The organism is Rhizobium sp. 05L429 (assembly GCF_056397645.1).
On record NZ_JBFTNV010000005.1, the window covers coordinates 81,531 to 100,179 of the forward strand.

Below are 18,649 nucleotides of genomic sequence, written 5' to 3' on the forward strand. Positions count from 1 at the left end.
CGATTTGCTCAAACATGCCGGAAGCCACTTATGCCGGCATTGATACAGGCGGTACGCACGACGCTTGCGGAGAGTCTTGGAAATGCTCCCTCCGGCCCCCTCCGCGATCCAATCGCGCGGTTCTTGATGATCCGGGCCGACGCAACGCTTCAAAGCGCGTCGCGATCTTTCAGATCCGCATGCCCGGAATGGCGAGCGGATTGTCACTGAGCGCGGCGCGATCCGGTGTATCAATGCGCGGCTTGCCGAGGAAGGCATCGAAGAGATCTTTCACGAAAGCCTCAGGCAGATCCTTGGTGATCAGCACCATGCGCGTGCGCCGATCCTCAGGGTCCGGCCAGGCGGCAAGCCGCACCGGCGGATGGAAGATGCTCTGGACGCCGTGCAGCACCAGCGGGCGCTCCGGCCGGTCTGATGTGGCGATGATCGCCTTCATGCGCAGAAGCTTCTCTCCGTGCGCCGAACGCAGGAGATCGATGAACATTTCGAGCGCCATCGGATCGATTGCCTTTTCCTCGATGATCGAGAAGGAACGGATCGACGCATCGTGACGATTGATGTCGTGCGGGTCCTGATGCTCGTGGCCATGATGATCGTGATCGTGGCCATGATGATGCCCCTCGTGCTCATCCTCATCATGCAGCCAGCGGCGGACATCGGCGATCTTCGTCGCTGGGTCGTAAAGCCCGTTCACGAGCACGCGTGCCGAGCCGGCTTCATCGCTGTCGGCATCCATGAAAGCCGCGTACGGATTGAGACCGCGCAAACGCGCCATCAGCGCATCCGTATCGCCTTCTATGCTCTTTTTCGAGACAATCAGCCGATCGGCAACAGCCGCCTGCTTGCGCGCCTCCTCGTGATTGTCGAGCGTCTGCAGACCATTCACGGCATCGACGACAGTGACGACACCGTCGAGCTCGAAATTCTGCGCGATGATCGGATTGCCCATGATTGCCTGCATGACAGGAGCCGGATCGGCAAGGCCGGTCGTCTCGATGACCGCGCGTTTGACCGGCTTCACGCGGCCCGTCTGCACCGCATCAATCAGGTTTGCAAGGGTGTCGACCAGTTCCCCGCGCACGGTGCAGCAGAGGCAGCCGTCGGAAAGCTCGATGATGGAATCGCCGGAGCTTTCGACCAGCAGATGGTCGATGCCGACATCGCCGAATTCGTTGATGATGACGGCCGCATCCTTCATGGCGGGATCTTTGAGGATGCGGTTCAGAAGCGTCGATTTACCGGCGCCGAGAAAGCCGGTCAGGATCGTGACCGGGATCTTGTCGCTAAGCGTACTCATGGTTTTTCCTCAGAAGGATTTCGGCCGCGGGAGCGGAACAGGAACATTGGCGAGCGCTTCCACAGCATCGCCCTTGGCGGTCTTGTCGTTCTGCGCGACCGGCTGCGGATCCTGCCCGGGAATGAGGCCGGCGAATACGAATTGCGGCTCGTGATCCATTTCATGGATATAGGGCGACTGCACCTTCATGCGGCCGACCTCGTCGCGCGTTTCACTGCGCACCTTGGCGCCCTTGGCGCTGCAGATATCGGCCGTGATGTCGTTCACTTGGTCCTGCCCGGGCCCGTAAGGCTTCAGCGAGCCCAGCGTATCATTTGCCGCAAACTGCGAGGTGAAGCCCTTTTGCAGAAGGTTCGCGGTAGCATCGGCGCGAGCCGCCAGGCTGTCGGTGCCGAGCACGACGGACACCAGCGTCCGGCCGCTGCGCGTCGCAGAACCGATCTGGTTGAAGCCCGAGGCACAGATAAAGCCGGTCTTCATGCCGTCGGCGCCGGCAAAACGGCCGATCAGCATATTGATGTTCGGGACGTTCTGCTTGCCGTTCGTGAAGCCTTCCAGCGAGAAATAGCCGGCATATTGCGGGAAGTCGCGGCGCAGCGCCACCGACAGGATCGCGAGATCGCGCGCCGTCGTGTACTGTCCCTTGCCCGGCAGGCCGTTCGGATTGACGAAATGCGAATCCGACATGCCAAGTTTCACCGCTTCTGCATTCATGCGGACGACGAACGCTTCCTGCGTGCCGCTGACCGCCTCCGCAACGGCAACGGCAATGTCATTGGCCGACTTGACCATCAGGATCTTGAGCGCGCTGTCGAGCGTGAACTTCTGGCCCGGTTTAAAGCCCATCTTGGCCGGCGGCTCGGCGGCGGCCCGCTTGCTCATGACGACGGGCGTATCGAGGCTGATCTGGCCGGAGCGGATCGCATCGAAGACCGTATAGACGGTCATCAGCTTGGTCAGCGAAGCCGGATACCATTTGCGGAAGGCTTCCTCATGCTCCAGTACGCGACCGGTCTGCACGTCGACCAGAATATGCGGATTGGCCTCAGCAAGTGTAACGGACGAGACAAGAACCGCTGTTGCTGTCGCTATAAAAGAAAAGGGCCGCAAAGCGGCGAACAAACGATCGTGGCGCGTCGACAAGTGCTCGTCCTTCAGGGAATTATCTCGAAACCTTCCCCTATTTACCCTATATGGCTATGACATGGCAAAGGTCATTGACTAAGTTATTTCCAAGGCATCACACCCTTGTGATGCTCAGACAGGCCCCAGCATTTCATTCACAGGAAGCCAAGAATGCCGATTCTGAATAGAGCCGCCGAACTTCAGGACGAAGTTGCTGAGTGGCGCCGTCACATCCATGCGCGGCCGGAACTTCTCTTCGCAGTCGAAAACACGGCTGCCTTCGTTGCTGAAAAACTTAAGGAATTTGGCGTCGACGAGATCGTTACCGGCATCGGCCGCACCGGCGTCGTGGGGCTCATCAGGGGTAAGGGCGAAGGCGCCCGCACGGTCGGTCTGCGCGCCGATATGGACGCCCTGCCGCTCACCGAAATCACCGGCAAGCCCTGGGCTTCGAAAACACCTGGCAAGATGCACGCCTGCGGCCATGACGGCCACACCGCCATGCTGCTCGGTGCCGCGAAATATCTCGCAGAGACCCGCAACTTCAACGGCAATGTCGCCGTGATCTTCCAGCCGGCCGAAGAAGGCGGTGGCGGCGGCAACCTGATGGTCAAGGACGGCATGATGGAGCGCTTCGGCATCGAAGAGGTCTACGGCATGCACAACCTGCCGGGCCTGCCCGTCGGCCAGTTCGCCACCCGCAAAGGCTCCATCATGGCGGCGACCGACGAGTTTACCGTCACCATCAAGGGCCGCGGCGGCCACGCGGCGCAGCCGCACAGCACGATCGACCCGATCGCAATAGGCGCGCAGATCGTTTCGAACCTGCAGCTGATCGCCTCGCGCAGTGTCAATCCGCTGCGTTCGGTCGTCGTATCCGTCACGAAATTCAATGCCGGCTTCGCCCACAACGTCATCCCTAATGACGCGACCTTCGCCGGCACAATCCGCACGCTTGATGACGAGGTGCGCGCCCAGGCGGAAGCGCGCCTGCGCGAAGTCGTGGAAGGCATCTGCGCTGCCCATGGCGCCACAGCCGACATCAACTTCCACCGCAACTACCCCGTCACCTTCAACCACGCGGATGAAACGGAGCACGCCGTTGCCATCGCAACCGATATTGCCGGCGAAGCCAACGTCAATCCCGAGGTCGACCCGATGATGGGCGGCGAGGATTTCTCTTACATGCTGAACGCCCGCCCCGGCGCCTTCATCTTCATCGGCAACGGCGACACCGCCGGCCTGCACAACCCCGCCTACGACTTCAACGACGAGGCGATCGCCCACGGAATTTCCTACTGGGTGCGCCTAGCCGAACAGCGCCTCGGCGCCTGAGACGAAACGACATGAGAGACTGCAAAAAGGCTTGGCTTAACGCCAAGCCTTTTGTATGCATGGCATCCAAGTGGTCCCGTAGCTCAGCAGGATAGAGCACCAGATTCCTAATCTGGGGGTCACGCGTTCGAATCGCGTCGGGATCACCATTCTTTCACCGATATCTGGGCCGCCACTGAACTGCGCGTTTTGCGCCGGCCCCTGACACCGCCACCAGGATCCACCCGCCAATGAAGCCGATCGCCGCCCAGACGAGGCCGGCGAAGCTGACGGGCACGCCGGGCACGAAATCGCGCCAGGTATTGGCAAGGATCCCCTCATCGGCATTGCGCATCAGCACGAAGGGCTTGGCGACCGGCGCGGCGCTGCCGAGATCCGATTGCTGGGTGATGAGGCGCTCGTAGCGCTCCAGCGTGCTGCGCATGGAGATGCCGCGATCGCGCAGGAAATCGTCAGGTGAACGCGTGTAGGCATCAAGTGCCTGCTGGCGATCGAGATGGTGGTCGGTGGCCTGTTTCGTGAAGTCGTCGACGATGATCCTGAGTTCGTCGATCGCCCCGCCGATGCGCTGGCGATACTGCTGGGCAAACTCCGGCGCCTGCGAAAAAAGCGTGCCGCCGGCAAGCCCGACGACCAGTGTGATGCCCCTTCCGATCGGTCCCATGAGGATGCCTCCAGCTGTTCCTACACCAGAACGATTTTGAAAGGGCAAAGGTTGCCGCTGACACAATCGTTAACGCTATGTGATTGAACCGATTGGGCTTCGTCCGAGTTCATCAGCCGACCAACTCAGAAAGAGAGATTTGTCATGAAGAACATTATCATTGCTTCCACGCTTGCTGCAGCTTCCATTTTTGCAGGCGCACTGCCCTCGCAGGCAGCCAGCGTCACCATTACCACCGACAATGGCGGCCGGGGCTATCACCGTGCCGATGATCAACGGTACTACCGTCACCATATGCCGGCACGTCGCGTTTCACATGACTGCGTCACCCGGACGGAGCGGATCCACAGTCACGGGCATGTCGTAGTCAAGAAGACCCAGGTCTGCCGCTAAAGGCGATAAAACCCGGCTGGATATCCAGCCGGGTTTTACTTTTTTGAAGCATGAGGAACTTCGGAATTTTCTCTGCGTTTAAGCGACAGAACAGGAGTATCCGCCATGCGTATTCGAATGATTTTGCTTGCAATCGGTTTCGTCGTCAGTGGCCTGATGCTGGCCATCGTCCATCAGCCGCAAGGTCCCGCTACAGCAGCCAAGACCGATCGCCTTGTCGGCGAAAAGGCTCCGGCCGGCTTTCTGCCGGAACGTTTTGCCGGCTGATCAGCTGAGCGAAGGCTTGCGCGCCACGACATGGAAATATTCCTCTTCGGCCAGCGTCTCACCACCGAGCGGCCGACCCTCGACCGAAAAGAGCAGCTGCTCGCCGATGAAGCCACTTTCAGAAAGTTGCGAACGCAGTTGGCCTGGCGTCGTGGCATAGACCATGATGCCGAAATCATGGGCGCGATGCAGCAGGATCGCATGCTCGCCATGCCGCTGCTCCAGTGGCGCAAAGCGACGCTCGCGCACCAGCCCCACCGCATGCTTGAGGAGCCGGAAGCTCAGCTTCACCGGATGGTTGGACCAGACGATCGAGGAGCGCGCGCGATTTTCGCCAAAACCATGCCAATTGCGATTGAAGGTCGAAAAGGCGAACGTGCCGCCGGCCTTCAGCACGCGCGAGACTTCACGCAGGACCGATTTCCGACCATCGGCATCGACTGAATCGATACCATTATAGCTGAACACCACCAGATCGAAGGAACCGCTTTCGAAGGCCGAAAGATCGCGCGCATCCATATGTTCGAAACGAAGGCCCGGATAATTGGAGCGTGCGAGCGTGACCATTTCAGGCGTGTAGTCGATACCGACATAATCGCCGGCCTCCTTGGCGATGAGCGCCGCCGTGCGGCCGCCGCCGACGCCAATATCGAGGATGCGGCCACCCTTGGCATTCGCAAGGCCAATGCTCAGCACCGTGCGTTCGCCTTCATTGATGAAGCCGTTACTATTACGATAGTCGCGCCGGGAGAGCGGATTGCTCCATGTCCGGCGATTGATCACTTCCATCTGATGCATCGAAAAACCTGACTTTCCGGGGGCTATGGACTAGGCCCGAGCGTAGGTCAGGTGCCGAAGCCGGTAAACTTACGTAACGTTAATGTTTCGTTAAGGTTAACGCCGGGCGTTGCTTTTGGGTCAGCCGAGCAGGATACGGTTGTGCACCGTGTGCACGCCCTCGACGGTTTTTGCGACCGAAGTCGCCCGCTCGATTTCGCCGACAGTGCCGACGCTGCCGCTCAACACGATCTCATCGCCTTCGGCTGTTACCTCGACATCGGCGGCGTCGATACCGCCGGCGATTGCCAGCGCATTGGCAACGGCGGCCTCCAGCGTCGCGCGATTGGCATATTCCGCCTCCGCTTCCGGTTCACGCCCGTGAAATGTCGGTTCCTTGAAAACCATTGTCCTGTCCTCCGTAATGATGCGGAAGAAACGCCCGGCAATGGACTTGGTTTCGCCTACCAGCGAAGCTGATAGTTCAGATTGATATTTCCCGTCCGTCCCGTCGACAGCGGATCGGATATCGAAGCGGTCAAGCCGAGGTCGGGCAATATATTCTGGCTGACGGCGACAGTGCTGGAGAAATCGCCGTTGAAATCGCTGACGCTGCTGCCGGCCGAAATCGAGGTGCCGGTCCACGGATAGATCAGCTTGACCGCCTGTGAAGCAGATATCGTCGCCTGCCGCGTATCGATAGCGTTGTAGCCGAGACTGACGGCACGCGTCGTCTGCATGTCGAGAGAATCCGACAGGATCCAGCTTCGCGAACGGCTGAGCATCAGCGCGCCGCTGCCGCGCAGAGTATCGACTTGCAGCGTCACATCCTGCTGCGCACGGGTGGCAGGCGTGGCGCTCACCTTTTGCAGCCTGCCCCACAGCATCGCCTGCCCTGAATCCGGCAGCGGCGCTCCGCTTTTGTCGGAGGCAAGCGCCAGATCTGCGCCGGCGCTGGTCTCCCATTCCATCGGCAGGCGAAACCCGACCGTCGCCTTGTAGGACCGGCTGGAGACCTTCACCGGCGACCAGATCAGCAGGTCATCGGCAAATGCCGGCTTCACCAGTGGAAATAGAGCAAAAACAAAGCATGCGATCTTTATTCTGGACATGATTTTCGATCGTTTTGAACTCGCACTCCTGTCACACGCCGATAGGCGCAGAGCGGACGTGGAAGCGCTCGCGTCGAACGCAATGAAGGATGGCGCAAACACGCAATCCCGGCTTGGTCTTCGATTTTTGCTTGGCCCATGGCCAGTGGCATAATTGCCGGTTGCTCGTCAGGCGCCTCGGCACCCAGCGGAATTGCCTTTGCGGCCAGCAACTGGCCGCGGCAATATTCGTCCCCACGAGGACTGTTATCAGGATCACATCACGGCGAAGCTATGTAAACCCCTCTGGAGTTGAAATTTGCTGCACCGCACACTTGCTGCCCCTTCCGATCCCCTGTAGAGCCGGTGGCAAATGTGCAATTTCTTACGAAATCGACCATGATGACGGGCAAAATCGCGCCTCGGCGCCTTAGTATTTTCGGTTCGACTGGCTCGGTCGGCCAAAATACGCTTGATGTCGTCGGTCATCTGGGCGGTCGGCAAAATTTCGAAGTTTCCGTCCTGACCGGCAATGGCAATGTGGAACTGCTGGCCCAGCAGGCAAAATCCGCCGGCGCCCGGCTCGCCGTCATCGCCAATGACCGCCATTACGAATCGCTGAAGAGCGAGCTTTCGGGCAGCGGCATCGCAGTCGCCGCCGGTAAATCCGGGCTGATGGAAGCCGCAGACCGCGAAGCGGATTGGGTGATGGCCGCCATCGTCGGCACGGCCGGCCTTGCACCGACACTGGCTGCAGCGCGACGCGGAGCGGATATCGCGCTTGCCAACAAGGAGTGCCTGGTCGCGGCCGGCGATCTTTTCATCGAGGCGGTGAAAAACGGCGGCGGCAAGCTTCTGCCAGTCGATAGCGAACATAACGCGATCTTCCAGGTGCTGGAGGAGAATCAGCGCCATGCCCTGGAGCGCATCATCCTGACGGCATCGGGCGGCCCCTTCCGCACATCCTCGCGTGAGGAGATGGCCAATGTCACGGTCGAAGCCGCACGCGCCCATCCCAAATGGTCGATGGGCTTGAAGATTTCCATCGACAGCGCCTCGCTCTTCAACAAGGCGCTGGAGATGATCGAGGCGAAGCACCTCTTCGACCTGCGTCCTGAGCAGGTGGAGGTGATCGTCCATCCGCAGTCGATCATCCATTCCATGGTCGGCTATACGGATGGCTCGGTGCTGGCGCAGCTCGGCGCGCCCGATATGCGCACCGCAATCGGCTACGCCCTGTCTCACCCGCGCCGCGCGAACCTGCCGATCGAACGGCTGGATTTCGCCAAACTCGCGCGGCTCGATTTCGAGGCGCCGGACGAAAAACGTTTCCCTGCGCTAAGGCTTGCCCGACTGGCGATGACGCGCGGCGGTGTACAAGGCGCGGTGCTGAACGGCGCCAAGGAAGTCGCGCTCGAAGCCTTCATCGAAGGCCGCCTGCCATTCCTCGCTATGGCTGAAATCACCGAAAGGGTGATGGATGAGCTCGTCGGCTTGCCGGCGGCGACAACGATGGACGATGTCTTTGCCGCAGACAAGGAAGCCCGGCAGCGGGCTGCCGGGCTGATCCAATAAAGAAATTTTCCTGAAAAATCAGGCGCCGTGACGTCAAGCGACGTGACGGGCGAGCGCGCAGCGCGACCAGAGCGAATGCAGCGCGCCGACCAGATGCTCGATATCGGTATCCGAATGCAGTGGCGTCGGCGTGATGCGCAGGCGCTCGGTCTTCTTCGGCACCGTCGGATAGTTGATCGGCTGCACATAGACGCCGAAATTATCGAGCAGCAGATCTGAGATCCACTTACACTTGGCGGCATCGCCAACCATGACCGGCACGATATGGCTCGGGTTCGGCATATGCGGAATGCCCTGCTGGTCAAGCAGCGTGCGCAACTTTCGCACACGGTCCTGATGGCGAGCCCGCTCGAAGGGGCTTGCCTTCAGATGCCGTATCGACGCGACCGAGCCGGCAGCGAGCGCAGGCGGCAGCGACGTCGTGAAGATGAAGCCCGACGCAAATGAGCGGATGAAATCGCAGAGAGCAGCGGAAGCGGCGATATAACCGCCCATGACGCCAAAAGCCTTGGCAAGCGTGCCTTCGATGACGGTGATGCGGTCCATCAGGCCTTCGCGCTCGGCAATGCCGCCGCCGCGCGGACCATACATGCCGACGGCATGCACTTCGTCGAGATAGGTCATCGCGCCATACTTGTCAGCGAGATCGCAGATTTCCTTGATCGGTGCGATATCACCATCCATCGAATAGACGGATTCGAAGGCGATAAGCTTCGGCGCCTTGGGATCGGCAGCAGCGAGCTTGGCCTCGAGATCGGCGACGTCATTGTGCTTCCAGATGACCTTCTCGCACTTGGCGTAGCGGATGCCCTCGATCATCGAGGCATGGTTGAAAGCATCGGAGAAGATGATGAGGCCGGGGATCTTGGCGCCGAGTGTGCCGAGTGCTGCCCAGTTCGAAACATAGCCGGATGTGAAGGTCAGCGCGGCTTCCTTGCCATGCAGATCGGCGAGCTCCTGCTCGAGCAGAACATGGTAGTGGTTGGTACCAGAGATATTCCGGGTGCCTCCCGCACCCGCGCCACAGTGATCGATGGCTTCCTTCATCGCCTCGATCACCTTGGGGTGCTGGCCCATGCCGAGATAGTCGTTGGAGCACCAGACGGTTACTTCCTGTTCGCCATTCGCCGTGTGGCGGGTCGCACGCGGAAAGTTACCGCGATGGCGCTCCAGATCGGCAAAAACGCGGTAACGGCCCTCAGTGTGAAGCCCGTCCAGCTCGCTTTTGAAAAACGCTTCGAAATCCATCATATGCTCCAGTTCGTACGGCTGTTTCTTGCTGAGACGGCAACCGAACGTCAACCCTTTCGTCCCTGATTTAACATCAACTGCGGCAAAAGGCGCAGACTTTTGAATGATTCCAGGTAAAAAATACGCCAGTCGCGATCAGGGAAATTGATCGACGTCAATTCCGGCGACAAATTCGCTTTTAATCGTGGAAAGAAACTCTCGCCTTACGAAAAAAAGCTTGTTGATGGTGGACAAGCCCTTCTTGCGACATAGTTTCCGGGCTAGCCTAAGAAAAAATAGGTTAGGGACGACATCCGCCCGCTGGGGCGCCAAAAACCTCGGAGAAAAGAGATGAAAAAAGTCCTCGTACTCGCATTGATCGGCCTTTCGATCGCAAGCTGCACACCCACCCAACAGGGTGCCGGTATCGGCGCTGCGTCTGGTGCCGTTATCGGCGGCGTAGTCACCGGCGACGTGCGCGGCGCGGCAGTTGGCGCAGCGATTGGCGGCGTTTCGGGTGCGCTTATCGGTAGGGTCGCAGAGCAGCCTGGCCAATGCTACTACCGCGACCGGTATGGTCGCCGCTACATCGATGATTGCCGCTGAGATCAGCAATCAGAATGGGGAAAATGGAAATCCCGGACCCTCGTCCGGGATTTTTTTGTACTAAATTAGTGCGCCTGCAGTTTAAATTGGTACACGTGGCGCGATTTTGCCGCTAAGCTTGTTATCGGCTGGGCAACGCAGAGCTTCATTTTAATGTAACCCAAAAGCGGCGGATGCGGATTAGAGGGACGGGCCTGAGAACTGGTATTGCGTATCGAGCAGGCGCCATGGTGGTGGTCGCAGCGGCGGCTGCATTTTCACCAGTCCTCGTGGGCAATGCCTACGCATTCAAGCTTTTTGGCATCACCATATTCGGCAAGGACGAGGACGAGAACCTGCAGGTGCCCGATCCTGTGCGCTATGACGTCGACCTCGAAGCCGGGACAGCCGATAGCGACCTCAAGGAGGCGCTGGAGAACAGCTCCCGCCTCGTCGGCGACAAGAACCGCGCGGTTTCAGGCGATCTGGGCGTCGTCGTGAAAGCCCGCGACGACCGCGACAGGCTGATCGCCACACTTTACGAAAAGGCACGCTACGGCGGCGTGGTGACGATTACCATCGACGGCCGCAACATAGACGATCTGCCGCCGAACCCGACTTTCGATCGCTCGAAGCCCATTCCGGTCAAGGTGGATATAGCGCCTGGCCCGGTCTTCACTGTCAATGAAGTGCAGTTCGGCGGCGATGCTGCACACCGCAACCCTGCCGATTACGATCTCGCTCCAGGCGAACGGGCCGGCTCGCTCGCCATCATCAAGGCCGGTGATACGATCGTCGACCAGTTGAAGAGCGAGGGCAGGCCCTTTGCCAAACTGACCGAACGCCGTGTGGTCGCCGACCACAGCAAGAACACCGTCGATGTCGTTCTCGCTGCCGAAGGTGGTCCGGTTGCTCCGATCGGCGACGTCGGCGTGACTGGGGAGGAAAGGGTCAAGCCGGAATTCATCCAGCGCTACTCCCGCCTGCAGAAGGGCGAAGCCTATTCGCCGGAGGCGCTGAGGAAGGCAGGTGAGCGCCTGCGCGCGCTTGGCGTGTTCTCCAGTGTGACGATCCACGAAGGCGACGCGCTGGCCTCCGATGGTACCTTGCCCATGACGATCGAGGTTTCCGAAGGCAAACGGCGCTATCTCGGCGTCGGCGCACAATATTCGACGATCGACGGCTTCGGCGTCAACGGCTACTGGGGTCATCGCAATCTGTTCGGCGGAGCAGAATCGCTGCGTATCGAAGGCGCCGTCTCGCGCCTCGGCGAAGCGTCCGACGTCGGCGATCTCGATTATTCCGCCGGTATCCTCTTCACGAAGCCGGGCTTCATCCATCCATCCGCTACGCTGAAGGCCGGCATCGTCGCCAAGACGGAAAATCCGGATGCTTATAATGCGAAGCTTGTTACCGCCTCGCTCGGCCTCTCCTATGAATTGACGGATCAGGACACCATCTCCGCAGCCGGCGAGGTGAGCTTCGAGAATGATGACGACGCCTTCGGCAACAACAATTATCTGACCTTTACGCTGCCGATCACCTATGATCGCGACGCCCGCGACGACAAATTCAATCCGACCGGGGGTTACCACGCCACGCTTTCGGCAAAGCCGGGCTATGAGTTCATGAACGGCACGGTCTACTCGGCCTTCGAAGGCTCAATTTCCGGCTATCTCGGCCTTGGCGCCGAAGACGGCATCGTCCTCGCCGGCAAGGTCGCGGCCGGCACGCTGATCGGCGGCGATGGCGTTCAGGATATTCCCGCCACCCAGCGCTTCTTTGCCGGCGGCGGCGGTTCTGTGCGTGGCTACGGCTATCAGGAAATCTCGCCCTATAATGAAAACGGTGATGCGACCGGCGGCCGCTCCTATGTGACCAGCTCCTTCGAGGCGCGCATCAAGATCACCGATACGATCGGCGTCGTGCCCTTCATCGATATCGGCACGGTTTCGGACAGCATTACGCCTGATTTCTCCGATATCAGGGCCGGCGCGGGCGCCGGTATCCGCTATGCAACGCCTTTTGGCCCTCTGCGGCTTGATTTCGCCGTACCGCTGAACAAGTACGATGGTGGGACGGATTATGGAATTTATGCCGGCATAGGCCAGTCATTCTAGGCCAGTTACAAGGAATGCCGATTTCGCAGTGTTTTCCGACCTGTGGGCTGTCATGAAAACGGGATAATGTCCTCTCCTATGCAAATGTTGGCGAAAATCATGAACTGGATGATGCGGCTCATCGGCTACGGCCTTGGCGCAGCGATCATCCTTGCCGTGATTGCGCTGGCGATCTTCGGCTTCACCTCCTTCGGCGCTCGCATCATCACCGAAAACGTCGCTTCCGCCCTTTCCAATCGCGATATGACGATATCGGTGCGCGAACCGGAAGGCTTGCTGACCGGCGGGCTGCGCGCAGCCGAGATCACGCTGTCGGATACGCGCGGCACGTTCGCGGAAATCCGCGGCATCGCCATCGACTGGAATCCTCTGGCGCTGTTGACCGGCACCTTCCACGCCAAGCAGGTCTCGGTCGCGTCCATCGACGTGCGCCGCAGGCCGGTACGGACCCTGCCCTCCAGGTTGGCGACACCGGAGGAGCAGAGTTCGGGTGGCTTCCGTCTTCCGTTGAAGATCGATATCGAACATCTCGCCCTGCCCGACATTTCTCTGGCAGAGCCGCTAACGGGTCGCGCCTTCTCGCTTGCCGCTGCAGGCAGCCTGAAAGCCGACAGCGACGGCGGAGAAGCGATGATCAACGTCAACCGCCATCAGGTTCCCGACGCGAAACTTTCCGCCGACGTCGCCTTTACCCCGGCAAACAGCCGGCTACGGCTGAATGCCCAGCTTTCCGAACCGCAGGGTGGCCTGCTTGCCGGCTTCCTCGGCCTACCCGGCAGCCCCGCTGTCAATATCGCACTCAACGGCGAAGGCCCGATTTCTGACTGGAACGGCAAGCTGCAGGCCGCGCTAGACGGCCAGCAACGTGCCTCGCTGGAAGGCAAGCACGCGATTACGCCGGACGGCCTGCATCATCTGGATCTCAAGGGCGGCGGTGATGTGAGTTCGCTGCTTCCCATGGCGTTCCGGCCGCTCTTTGCAGGCCAGACGAATATCGATGTATCCGCGACCTTCGACGATCACGGCAAGATCGATATCCAGACCGGCAATCTCGCGACCGGCAGCGTCGTCATCGCCGCCTCCGGCACGCTGGATCCTGCCGGCAACAACAGCCTGAACGCCAATGTGCTCGGCACCTCGGGTCCGGTCGACTTCCGCTGGCCGCTCGCCGATGGCGAAGCACGCTCCATGATTTCGGGCCTTAATCTGGCGATGACGGGGCAGGCCCAGGCCGTTCGCATCAACGTCAGCGGATCGCTGGATTCCGTCACGATGCCACAGGCCGATATCCGCAATGTCAAGCTGACGGCCAAGAGCGATGCCTTCAATCTCGCCAATGGTGCCGGCGATATCCAGCTACGCCTCGTTGCGGGTGACGCCACCTTCACCGAGCCCAACCTTAACCGCGCCGTTCGGGGTCCAATCACACTTGTCGCGCCGCTTCAGATTTCGCGCAACGGCATCGGCTTCAACGGCACGACCGTTGAAAGCGCCAATATCGGCGCCGATCTCAACGGCTCTTATCGCCTGGCCGACAATACGCTGACCGGCAATGCTAAATTTACTGTCCAGCCCGCCGCCTTGCCGCCGGGCGTCGCCGAAAAGTTCGATGCACCGATCAATCTCGAAACCCAGATTGCAGGCACGATCCCCTCCAAGGTGACGCTGTCGAACATTACGGTCAAATCGCCGACCATCGAGGCGGGCGGCAATGTCGCCCTCGAAGACGACGTACTGACGGCAGATCTCGCCGGCAAGCTTCCCGATATCGGCAGGCTGCTGTCAGGCACGAGTGGGGAAGCGGACTACAGCGTCAAGGCAAGCGGCACGCTTCCAGCACTTGCGCTCACCGCCAATGTGAAAGCCACCAGCCTGCAGATGGCCGATCGCAAGGTCGACGATCTCAACATCGATCTGACAGGCTCGGCCGATCCTGCCGCTCCGCAGGGCCGCATCGCCGCGACCGGCACGATAGATGGTCAGCCAATCGGCATCAATGGCGACGTCAAATCCGAAAACGGAACGATTTCCATCCCCGCGCTGACAGCCGATGTCGGCAGCAATCGTCTGGCGGGTAACCTCACGCTTTCGTCAGGCATGACGCCCACGGGTGCGCTGACCTTCGACTTCCCTGATATAAGCCTGCTTGCCGCTCTCGGCGGCCAGAAGGCGGGCGGCGACCTCAAAGGCTCCGTCGATATCACCGGCAATGACGGCAAGATCGCGCTCAAGGTCGTCGCCAACGGCAGCGGTATTCACCGTGATACGCTGACGATCACCAAACCGACGATCGACGTGACCGTCAGCGACATCAAGGCTTTTGCAGCCAATGGCACCATACGGGCTGACGAGTTCGGCGTCGGGACCAACAAGCTCACCGGCATTGCGCTCGATTTCGTCCAGCAGCAGACCCGCACCGACTTCAACCTCGATGCGGGATACGACGGCAATCCCCTGCAGGCGGCCGGCAATGTGCAATCCGCAGGCGGCATGATTGATCTCAGCCTCGACCGCTTCGTCGCGCGCCCACGCGATATTCCAGTCGAACTGGCGTTGCCCGCGCAGATCAACGTCACCAAGGGAGTTGCCAGCCTGAACGGACTGACGGTCAAAACCGGCAGCGGCTCGGTATCCGTCACCGGTTCTGCTGGTGAGACATTGAAGATCGATGCCGTCATCACCGACTTGCCGGCAAGCCTTGCCAACAGTTTCGTGCCTAATCTTTCCGCCGACGGCACCATTTCCGGAACGGTCGGCGTGACCGGAACACCGGCCGTACCCACCGTCAACTTCAAGCTCGACTGGAAGGATGCGGCCACTAGCCATACCAAGGGCGCCGGCATCGCACCTCTCGGCATCGCGACATCAGGCACTTTCGCAGACAACAAGCTGAACTTCGATGGCAATATCACGGGTGCCGATGGTCTTTCCCTGAAAGCTGCGGGTGATGTCGGTCTGGCGGCGCCGAATGCCCCGACACTCAATGTGAAAGCCGATATCGTCAGCCTGCCGGCAAAGATCGCCAATGGCTTCGTCCCCGATCTTGCGGCCGAGGGCACGGTTTCAGGAACGATCGCCGCGTCGGGCACGCCGGCTGCACCATCAGCCGATTTCAAGCTGAACTGGAAAAATGCCGCGACGAGCCAGACAAAGAGTGCCAAGCTTATCGGTCTGTCCCTTAATGCATCCGGCAGGTTTGCGGATAACAAGCTCGATTTCGATACGGCGCTCACCGGCAAGGGCGGGCTATCGCTGAAAGCGCTCGGCAACGTCGCGATTTCAGGCGCCACAATCGGCAACATCAAGGTGAATGCCGATCTGGCGAACGTGCCTGCTGGCATTGCCAACGGCTTCGTGAAAGATCTCGACGCCGACGGAGCGATATCGGGCACCGTCTCCGCAACCGGCACGCCGGCAGCACCAGCTGCAGATTTCAAGCTAACCTGGCAGGACGCCACGACGCGGCACACTAAGACCGCGGGTTTGACCGGGCTGGACCTCACAGCAAACGGCCATTTTGCTGAACAGAAACTCGATTTCGATGCGAACCTCGCCGGACCGAAGGCCCTCTCGCTGAAAGCGACGGGCAATGTGGAGCTCTCTGGAGCGGATGTCCGCAATATCGAGGTCGATGCCGAGCTCGCCAATCTTCCTGCGGGCCTTGCCAACGGCTTCGTTCCCGATCTCGGCGCCGAGGGCAAGATTTCCGGCAAGGCATCCGCCTCCGGCTCGCTGCCCACACCATCAGTCACCTTCGATCTTGCCTGGGCGAATGCCGCAACACGCCAGACGAAGAGCAACGGGCTCACCGGCCTCTCCGTCAAGGCCACCGGCAAATATGAAAATAACAGGGTCGATTTCGATGCTAATCTCGGCAGTGACAACGGCGCACTTCTGAAGGCAAATGGCGGCGTGACGATAGACGGCACGACAATTCGCGATCTCGCAGTCAATGCCGACATTGCGGGCCTGCCGGCAAATATTGCCAACGGCTTCGTGCCCGGTCTCGGCGCCGAAGGCACGATCTCAGGCACCGCCGTCACCTCAGGCACACCGACGGAGCCGGTGGTCGATTTCAGGCTCGACTGGATGAACGCGGCAACGCGCCATACTAAGACCGCCGGCCTCTCGGGCCTGGCAATCGCTGCTTCCGGCAAATATGTCAGTGACCGACTGGATTTCGATGCCAATCTGAATGGCAAGGGCGGCGTCTCGCTAAAGGCCACCGGCAATCTTGCGCTCACCGGCACCACGATCCAGGGCATCGATGCAAAAGCCGATATAACCAACCTGCCAGCGGCCGTCGCCAACGGTTTCGTTCCGGACCTTGGAGCCGAGGGCACCATCACGGCATCGGCGACTGCCTCAGGTTCGCTCACCGCACCCTCCGCCGATTTCAAGATCGACTGGAAAAACGCGGGAACGAAACACACCAAGACCGCCGGCCTCTCTGGCCTGACACTCGCCGCTTCGGGCAAACTCGGCAAAGACCGGCTGGATTTTGACGCCGATCTCAACGGCAACGGCGGCGTCTCGCTGAAGGCGGTGGGCAATCTGGAAATATCGGGCACGACCATCAAAGGCGTCGACGTCAAGGCCGATGTCGCCAACCTGCCGGCGGCCGTCGCCAATGGCTTTGTCCCGAATCTGGGTGCGGCAGGCGCCATCTCGGCAACCGCCACTGCCTCGGGATCGCTTCCCCTTCCCTCGGTCGATTTCAAGGTCGACTGGAAGAATGCAGAAACGAGCCATACGAGGGGCGCCGGCCTCGCCCCGCTCACTATCGGCGCAAGCGGCAAGCTGGCCGACAACCGCCTGACGCTCGACACCAGTCTCGCCGGAGACGGCGGACTTTCGCTGAAGGGTGGCGGCAACCTCGCGATGACAGGCAACCGTGCCATGTCGATGCGTTTCAACGGCAGCGTTCCTTTCGCCGTTCTCGGCGCACAGCTCGCCCAGCAGGGTCTCGTTGCCGAAGGCGTCGCCAATGTGAATCTGGAAGTGAGCGGCACAACAGCTGTGCCTGTCATCAACGGGACGGTCACGACGGATGGCGCAAAGCTGATCGACGTGCGCCGCAATCTCGCCCTCGAAGGCCTCGGCGCGACCATTACCTTCAACGGCCAGCAGGCCGTCATTTCCCGCTTGAACGGCAGACTGGCAAGCGGCGGCTCGATCTCGGCGAGCGGTTCGGTTGGCATCAGCGGCAGTTTCCCCGCCGATCTTTCCATCCGTCTGGATCATGCGGTCTATGTCGACGGCACGCTGGTTGTCGCGACAGTGGACGGCACACTCGGCCTCAGGGGGCCGCTGCTTTCCAATCCCACGCTGAACGGCAAGCTTGACATCGAGAAGGCCTCGATCACCGTGCCGGAGAGGCTGCCGACATCGCTGCGTGAGATCGATATCCGCCATATCCATGCGCCACCTGCCGTGCTCGCCCAACTCAAGAACAATGGGCAGCAGCAGCCGCGGGAGAAATCTTCGACCATCATGCTGGATATCCAGCTCGATGCACCCTCTCAGATCTTCGTGCGCGGCCGTGGCATCGATGCCGAAGTCGGCGGTAACATTACGATCCGCGGCTCGGCTGCCGCGCCCGAAGTCGCAGGCGCCTTCACGATGCGCCGCGGCCGTCTGACGATCCTCAACCGCCGTCTCGATTTCTCCGATCGTAGCCGCATCACCTTTGCCGGCGACCTGACGCCTGCCCTCGATATGGAGGCGACTTCCACAACGGGCACGACGACGCTCACGGTGGATGTAGCAGGCCTCGCGACCGATCCTGCCATCACTTTTTCGTCCTCTCCCGCACTGCCACAGGACGAGGTGCTGGCCCAGCTCATCTTCGGCCAGTCCATGTCGCGCCTGTCGCCGGTACAGATCGCCCAGCTGGCCGACGCCGTCAGCCAGCTGGCCGGCAATCGCTCAACCTCACTCTTCGAAGGCTTACGCAACCAGCTTGGTGTCGATGACCTCGACATCAGCACGGATGAGAAGGGCCAGACGAGCGTCAGCGTTGGCCGCTATCTCAACGAACGGACCTATTTCGAACTGCAGCAGGGCGGGAAAGCCGGCGCCAAGGCAATCATCAATCTCGATGTCGGCCGCGGCGTGAAGCTACGGGGTGCCGCCGGCGGCAATGGTGCAGGTGAAGCCGGCATCGTCTATGAGCATGAATATTGAGGCT

At 60.4% G+C, this 18,649-nt stretch carries 14 protein-coding genes and 1 tRNA gene; 8 read left to right on the plus strand and 7 right to left on the minus strand.

What is annotated here, in order from left to right; all coding sequences use genetic code 11:
• Positions 1–169 precede the first annotated feature (169 nt).
• Together AC1DNW_RS06630 and AC1DNW_RS06635 are read right to left on the minus strand one after the other, a co-directional pair.
• A complete protein-coding gene (locus tag AC1DNW_RS06630; protein WP_113308233.1) occupies positions 170–1,297 on the minus strand; it encodes a CobW family GTP-binding protein in 1,128 nt (375 codons plus the stop codon).
• Positions 1,298–1,306: 9 nt separating this feature from the next.
• Positions 1,307–2,440 carry a D-alanyl-D-alanine carboxypeptidase family protein gene (locus AC1DNW_RS06635; RefSeq protein ID WP_113299115.1) on the minus strand — a complete coding sequence of 378 codons (1,134 nt, stop codon included), beginning with the start codon at positions 2,438–2,440 and terminating at the stop codon, positions 1,307–1,309.
• A gap of 153 nt (positions 2,441–2,593) precedes the next feature.
• Here AC1DNW_RS06635 and AC1DNW_RS06640 point away from each other — a divergent pair, with 153 nt between their 5' ends.
• Together AC1DNW_RS06640 and AC1DNW_RS06645 are read left to right on the plus strand one after the other, a co-directional pair.
• Positions 2,594–3,757 carry a M20 aminoacylase family protein gene (locus AC1DNW_RS06640; RefSeq protein ID WP_113308234.1) on the plus strand — a complete coding sequence of 388 codons (1,164 nt, stop codon included), beginning with the start codon at positions 2,594–2,596 and terminating at the stop codon, positions 3,755–3,757.
• A 72-nt stretch (positions 3,758–3,829) separates the two neighbouring features.
• Positions 3,830–3,906, plus strand: a tRNA-Arg gene (locus AC1DNW_RS06645).
• A gap of 5 nt (positions 3,907–3,911) precedes the next feature.
• Here the strand turns inward: AC1DNW_RS06645 and AC1DNW_RS06650 are convergent.
• On the minus strand, positions 3,912–4,421 hold the full coding sequence (locus AC1DNW_RS06650; protein ID WP_113308235.1) for a DUF2937 family protein: 510 nt from the start codon (positions 4,419–4,421) through the stop codon (positions 3,912–3,914).
• A gap of 144 nt (positions 4,422–4,565) precedes the next feature.
• Between AC1DNW_RS06650 and AC1DNW_RS06655 the strand changes: the two genes are divergently transcribed.
• Positions 4,566–4,814 (plus strand): hypothetical protein, encoded by a 249-nt coding sequence (locus tag AC1DNW_RS06655; protein WP_113308236.1) that lies wholly within the window; start codon positions 4,566–4,568, stop codon positions 4,812–4,814.
• 105 nt (positions 4,815–4,919) lie between these two features.
• Positions 4,920–5,081 carry a hypothetical protein gene (locus AC1DNW_RS06660; RefSeq protein ID WP_477833731.1) on the plus strand — a complete coding sequence of 54 codons (162 nt, stop codon included), beginning with the start codon at positions 4,920–4,922 and terminating at the stop codon, positions 5,079–5,081.
• On the opposite strand, the gene AC1DNW_RS06665 is transcribed toward AC1DNW_RS06660, so the two are convergent.
• The 3 genes from AC1DNW_RS06665 to AC1DNW_RS06675 all read right to left on the minus strand — a co-directional run bounded on the left by AC1DNW_RS06665 (position 5,082) and on the right by AC1DNW_RS06675 (position 6,970).
• Positions 5,082–5,870, minus strand: a complete 789-nt coding sequence (locus AC1DNW_RS06665) for a class I SAM-dependent methyltransferase (RefSeq protein ID WP_477852246.1) — start codon at positions 5,868–5,870, stop codon at positions 5,082–5,084.
• Positions 5,871–5,999: 129 nt separating this feature from the next.
• Positions 6,000–6,266, minus strand: a complete 267-nt coding sequence (locus tag AC1DNW_RS06670) for a BON domain-containing protein (RefSeq protein ID WP_113308238.1) — start codon at positions 6,264–6,266, stop codon at positions 6,000–6,002.
• 56 nt (positions 6,267–6,322) lie between these two features.
• A complete protein-coding gene (locus AC1DNW_RS06675; protein WP_113308239.1) occupies positions 6,323–6,970 on the minus strand; it encodes a hypothetical protein in 648 nt (215 codons plus the stop codon).
• 378 nt (positions 6,971–7,348) lie between these two features.
• Here AC1DNW_RS06675 and dxr point away from each other — a divergent pair, with 378 nt between their 5' ends.
• Entirely contained in the window at positions 7,349–8,524 is a 1,176-nt protein-coding gene (dxr, locus tag AC1DNW_RS06680; protein WP_113308240.1) for a 1-deoxy-D-xylulose-5-phosphate reductoisomerase, read from the plus strand.
• 33 nt (positions 8,525–8,557) lie between these two features.
• Here dxr and hemA read toward each other — a convergent pair whose 3' ends face one another.
• Complete coding sequence (hemA, locus tag AC1DNW_RS06685; RefSeq protein ID WP_113299123.1) at positions 8,558–9,772, minus strand: 5-aminolevulinate synthase; 1,215 nt, start codon at positions 9,770–9,772, stop codon at positions 8,558–8,560.
• 333 nt (positions 9,773–10,105) lie between these two features.
• Between hemA and AC1DNW_RS06690 the strand changes: the two genes are divergently transcribed.
• The 3 genes from AC1DNW_RS06690 to AC1DNW_RS06700 all read left to right on the plus strand — a co-directional run bounded on the left by AC1DNW_RS06690 (position 10,106) and on the right by AC1DNW_RS06700 (position 18,645).
• Positions 10,106–10,360, plus strand: a complete 255-nt coding sequence (locus tag AC1DNW_RS06690) for a YMGG-like glycine zipper-containing protein (protein WP_007822262.1) — start codon at positions 10,106–10,108, stop codon at positions 10,358–10,360.
• A 173-nt stretch (positions 10,361–10,533) separates the two neighbouring features.
• A complete protein-coding gene (locus AC1DNW_RS06695) occupies positions 10,534–12,459 on the plus strand; it encodes an autotransporter assembly complex protein TamA (RefSeq protein WP_477852248.1) in 1,926 nt (641 codons plus the stop codon).
• Between the two features lie 78 nt (positions 12,460–12,537).
• The gene (locus AC1DNW_RS06700; RefSeq protein WP_113308242.1) at positions 12,538–18,645 is read left to right on the plus strand and encodes a translocation/assembly module TamB domain-containing protein; all 6,108 of its coding nucleotides are present in this window, start codon (positions 12,538–12,540) and stop codon (positions 18,643–18,645) included.
• The last annotated feature ends 4 nt before the right edge of the window (positions 18,646–18,649 follow it).

Excerpts from the sequence above, each read along its gene's own strand:
- AC1DNW_RS06700 (WP_113308242.1), top strand. The coding sequence starts at position 12,538 with ATGCAAATGTTGGCGAAAATCATGAACTGGATGATGCGGCTCATCGGC.
- hemA (WP_113299123.1), bottom strand. The coding sequence starts at position 9,772 with ATGGATTTCGAAGCGTTTTTCAAAAGCGAGCTGGACGGGCTTCACACT.
- AC1DNW_RS06640 (WP_113308234.1), top strand. The coding sequence starts at position 2,594 with ATGCCGATTCTGAATAGAGCCGCCGAACTTCAGGACGAAGTTGCTGAG.
- AC1DNW_RS06690 (WP_007822262.1), top strand. The coding sequence starts at position 10,106 with ATGAAAAAAGTCCTCGTACTCGCATTGATCGGCCTTTCGATCGCAAGC.
- AC1DNW_RS06675 (WP_113308239.1), bottom strand. The coding sequence starts at position 6,970 with ATGTCCAGAATAAAGATCGCATGCTTTGTTTTTGCTCTATTTCCACTG.
- AC1DNW_RS06630 (WP_113308233.1), bottom strand. The coding sequence starts at position 1,297 with ATGAGTACGCTTAGCGACAAGATCCCGGTCACGATCCTGACCGGCTTT.
- AC1DNW_RS06655 (WP_113308236.1), top strand. The coding sequence starts at position 4,566 with ATGAAGAACATTATCATTGCTTCCACGCTTGCTGCAGCTTCCATTTTT.
- dxr (WP_113308240.1), top strand. The coding sequence starts at position 7,349 with ATGATGACGGGCAAAATCGCGCCTCGGCGCCTTAGTATTTTCGGTTCG.
- AC1DNW_RS06695 (WP_477852248.1), top strand. The coding sequence starts at position 10,534 with ATGCGGATTAGAGGGACGGGCCTGAGAACTGGTATTGCGTATCGAGCA.
- AC1DNW_RS06665 (WP_477852246.1), bottom strand. The coding sequence starts at position 5,870 with ATGGAAGTGATCAATCGCCGGACATGGAGCAATCCGCTCTCCCGGCGC.
- AC1DNW_RS06660 (WP_477833731.1), top strand. The coding sequence starts at position 4,920 with ATGCGTATTCGAATGATTTTGCTTGCAATCGGTTTCGTCGTCAGTGGC.
- AC1DNW_RS06670 (WP_113308238.1), bottom strand. The coding sequence starts at position 6,266 with ATGGTTTTCAAGGAACCGACATTTCACGGGCGTGAACCGGAAGCGGAG.
- AC1DNW_RS06650 (WP_113308235.1), bottom strand. The coding sequence starts at position 4,421 with ATGGGACCGATCGGAAGGGGCATCACACTGGTCGTCGGGCTTGCCGGC.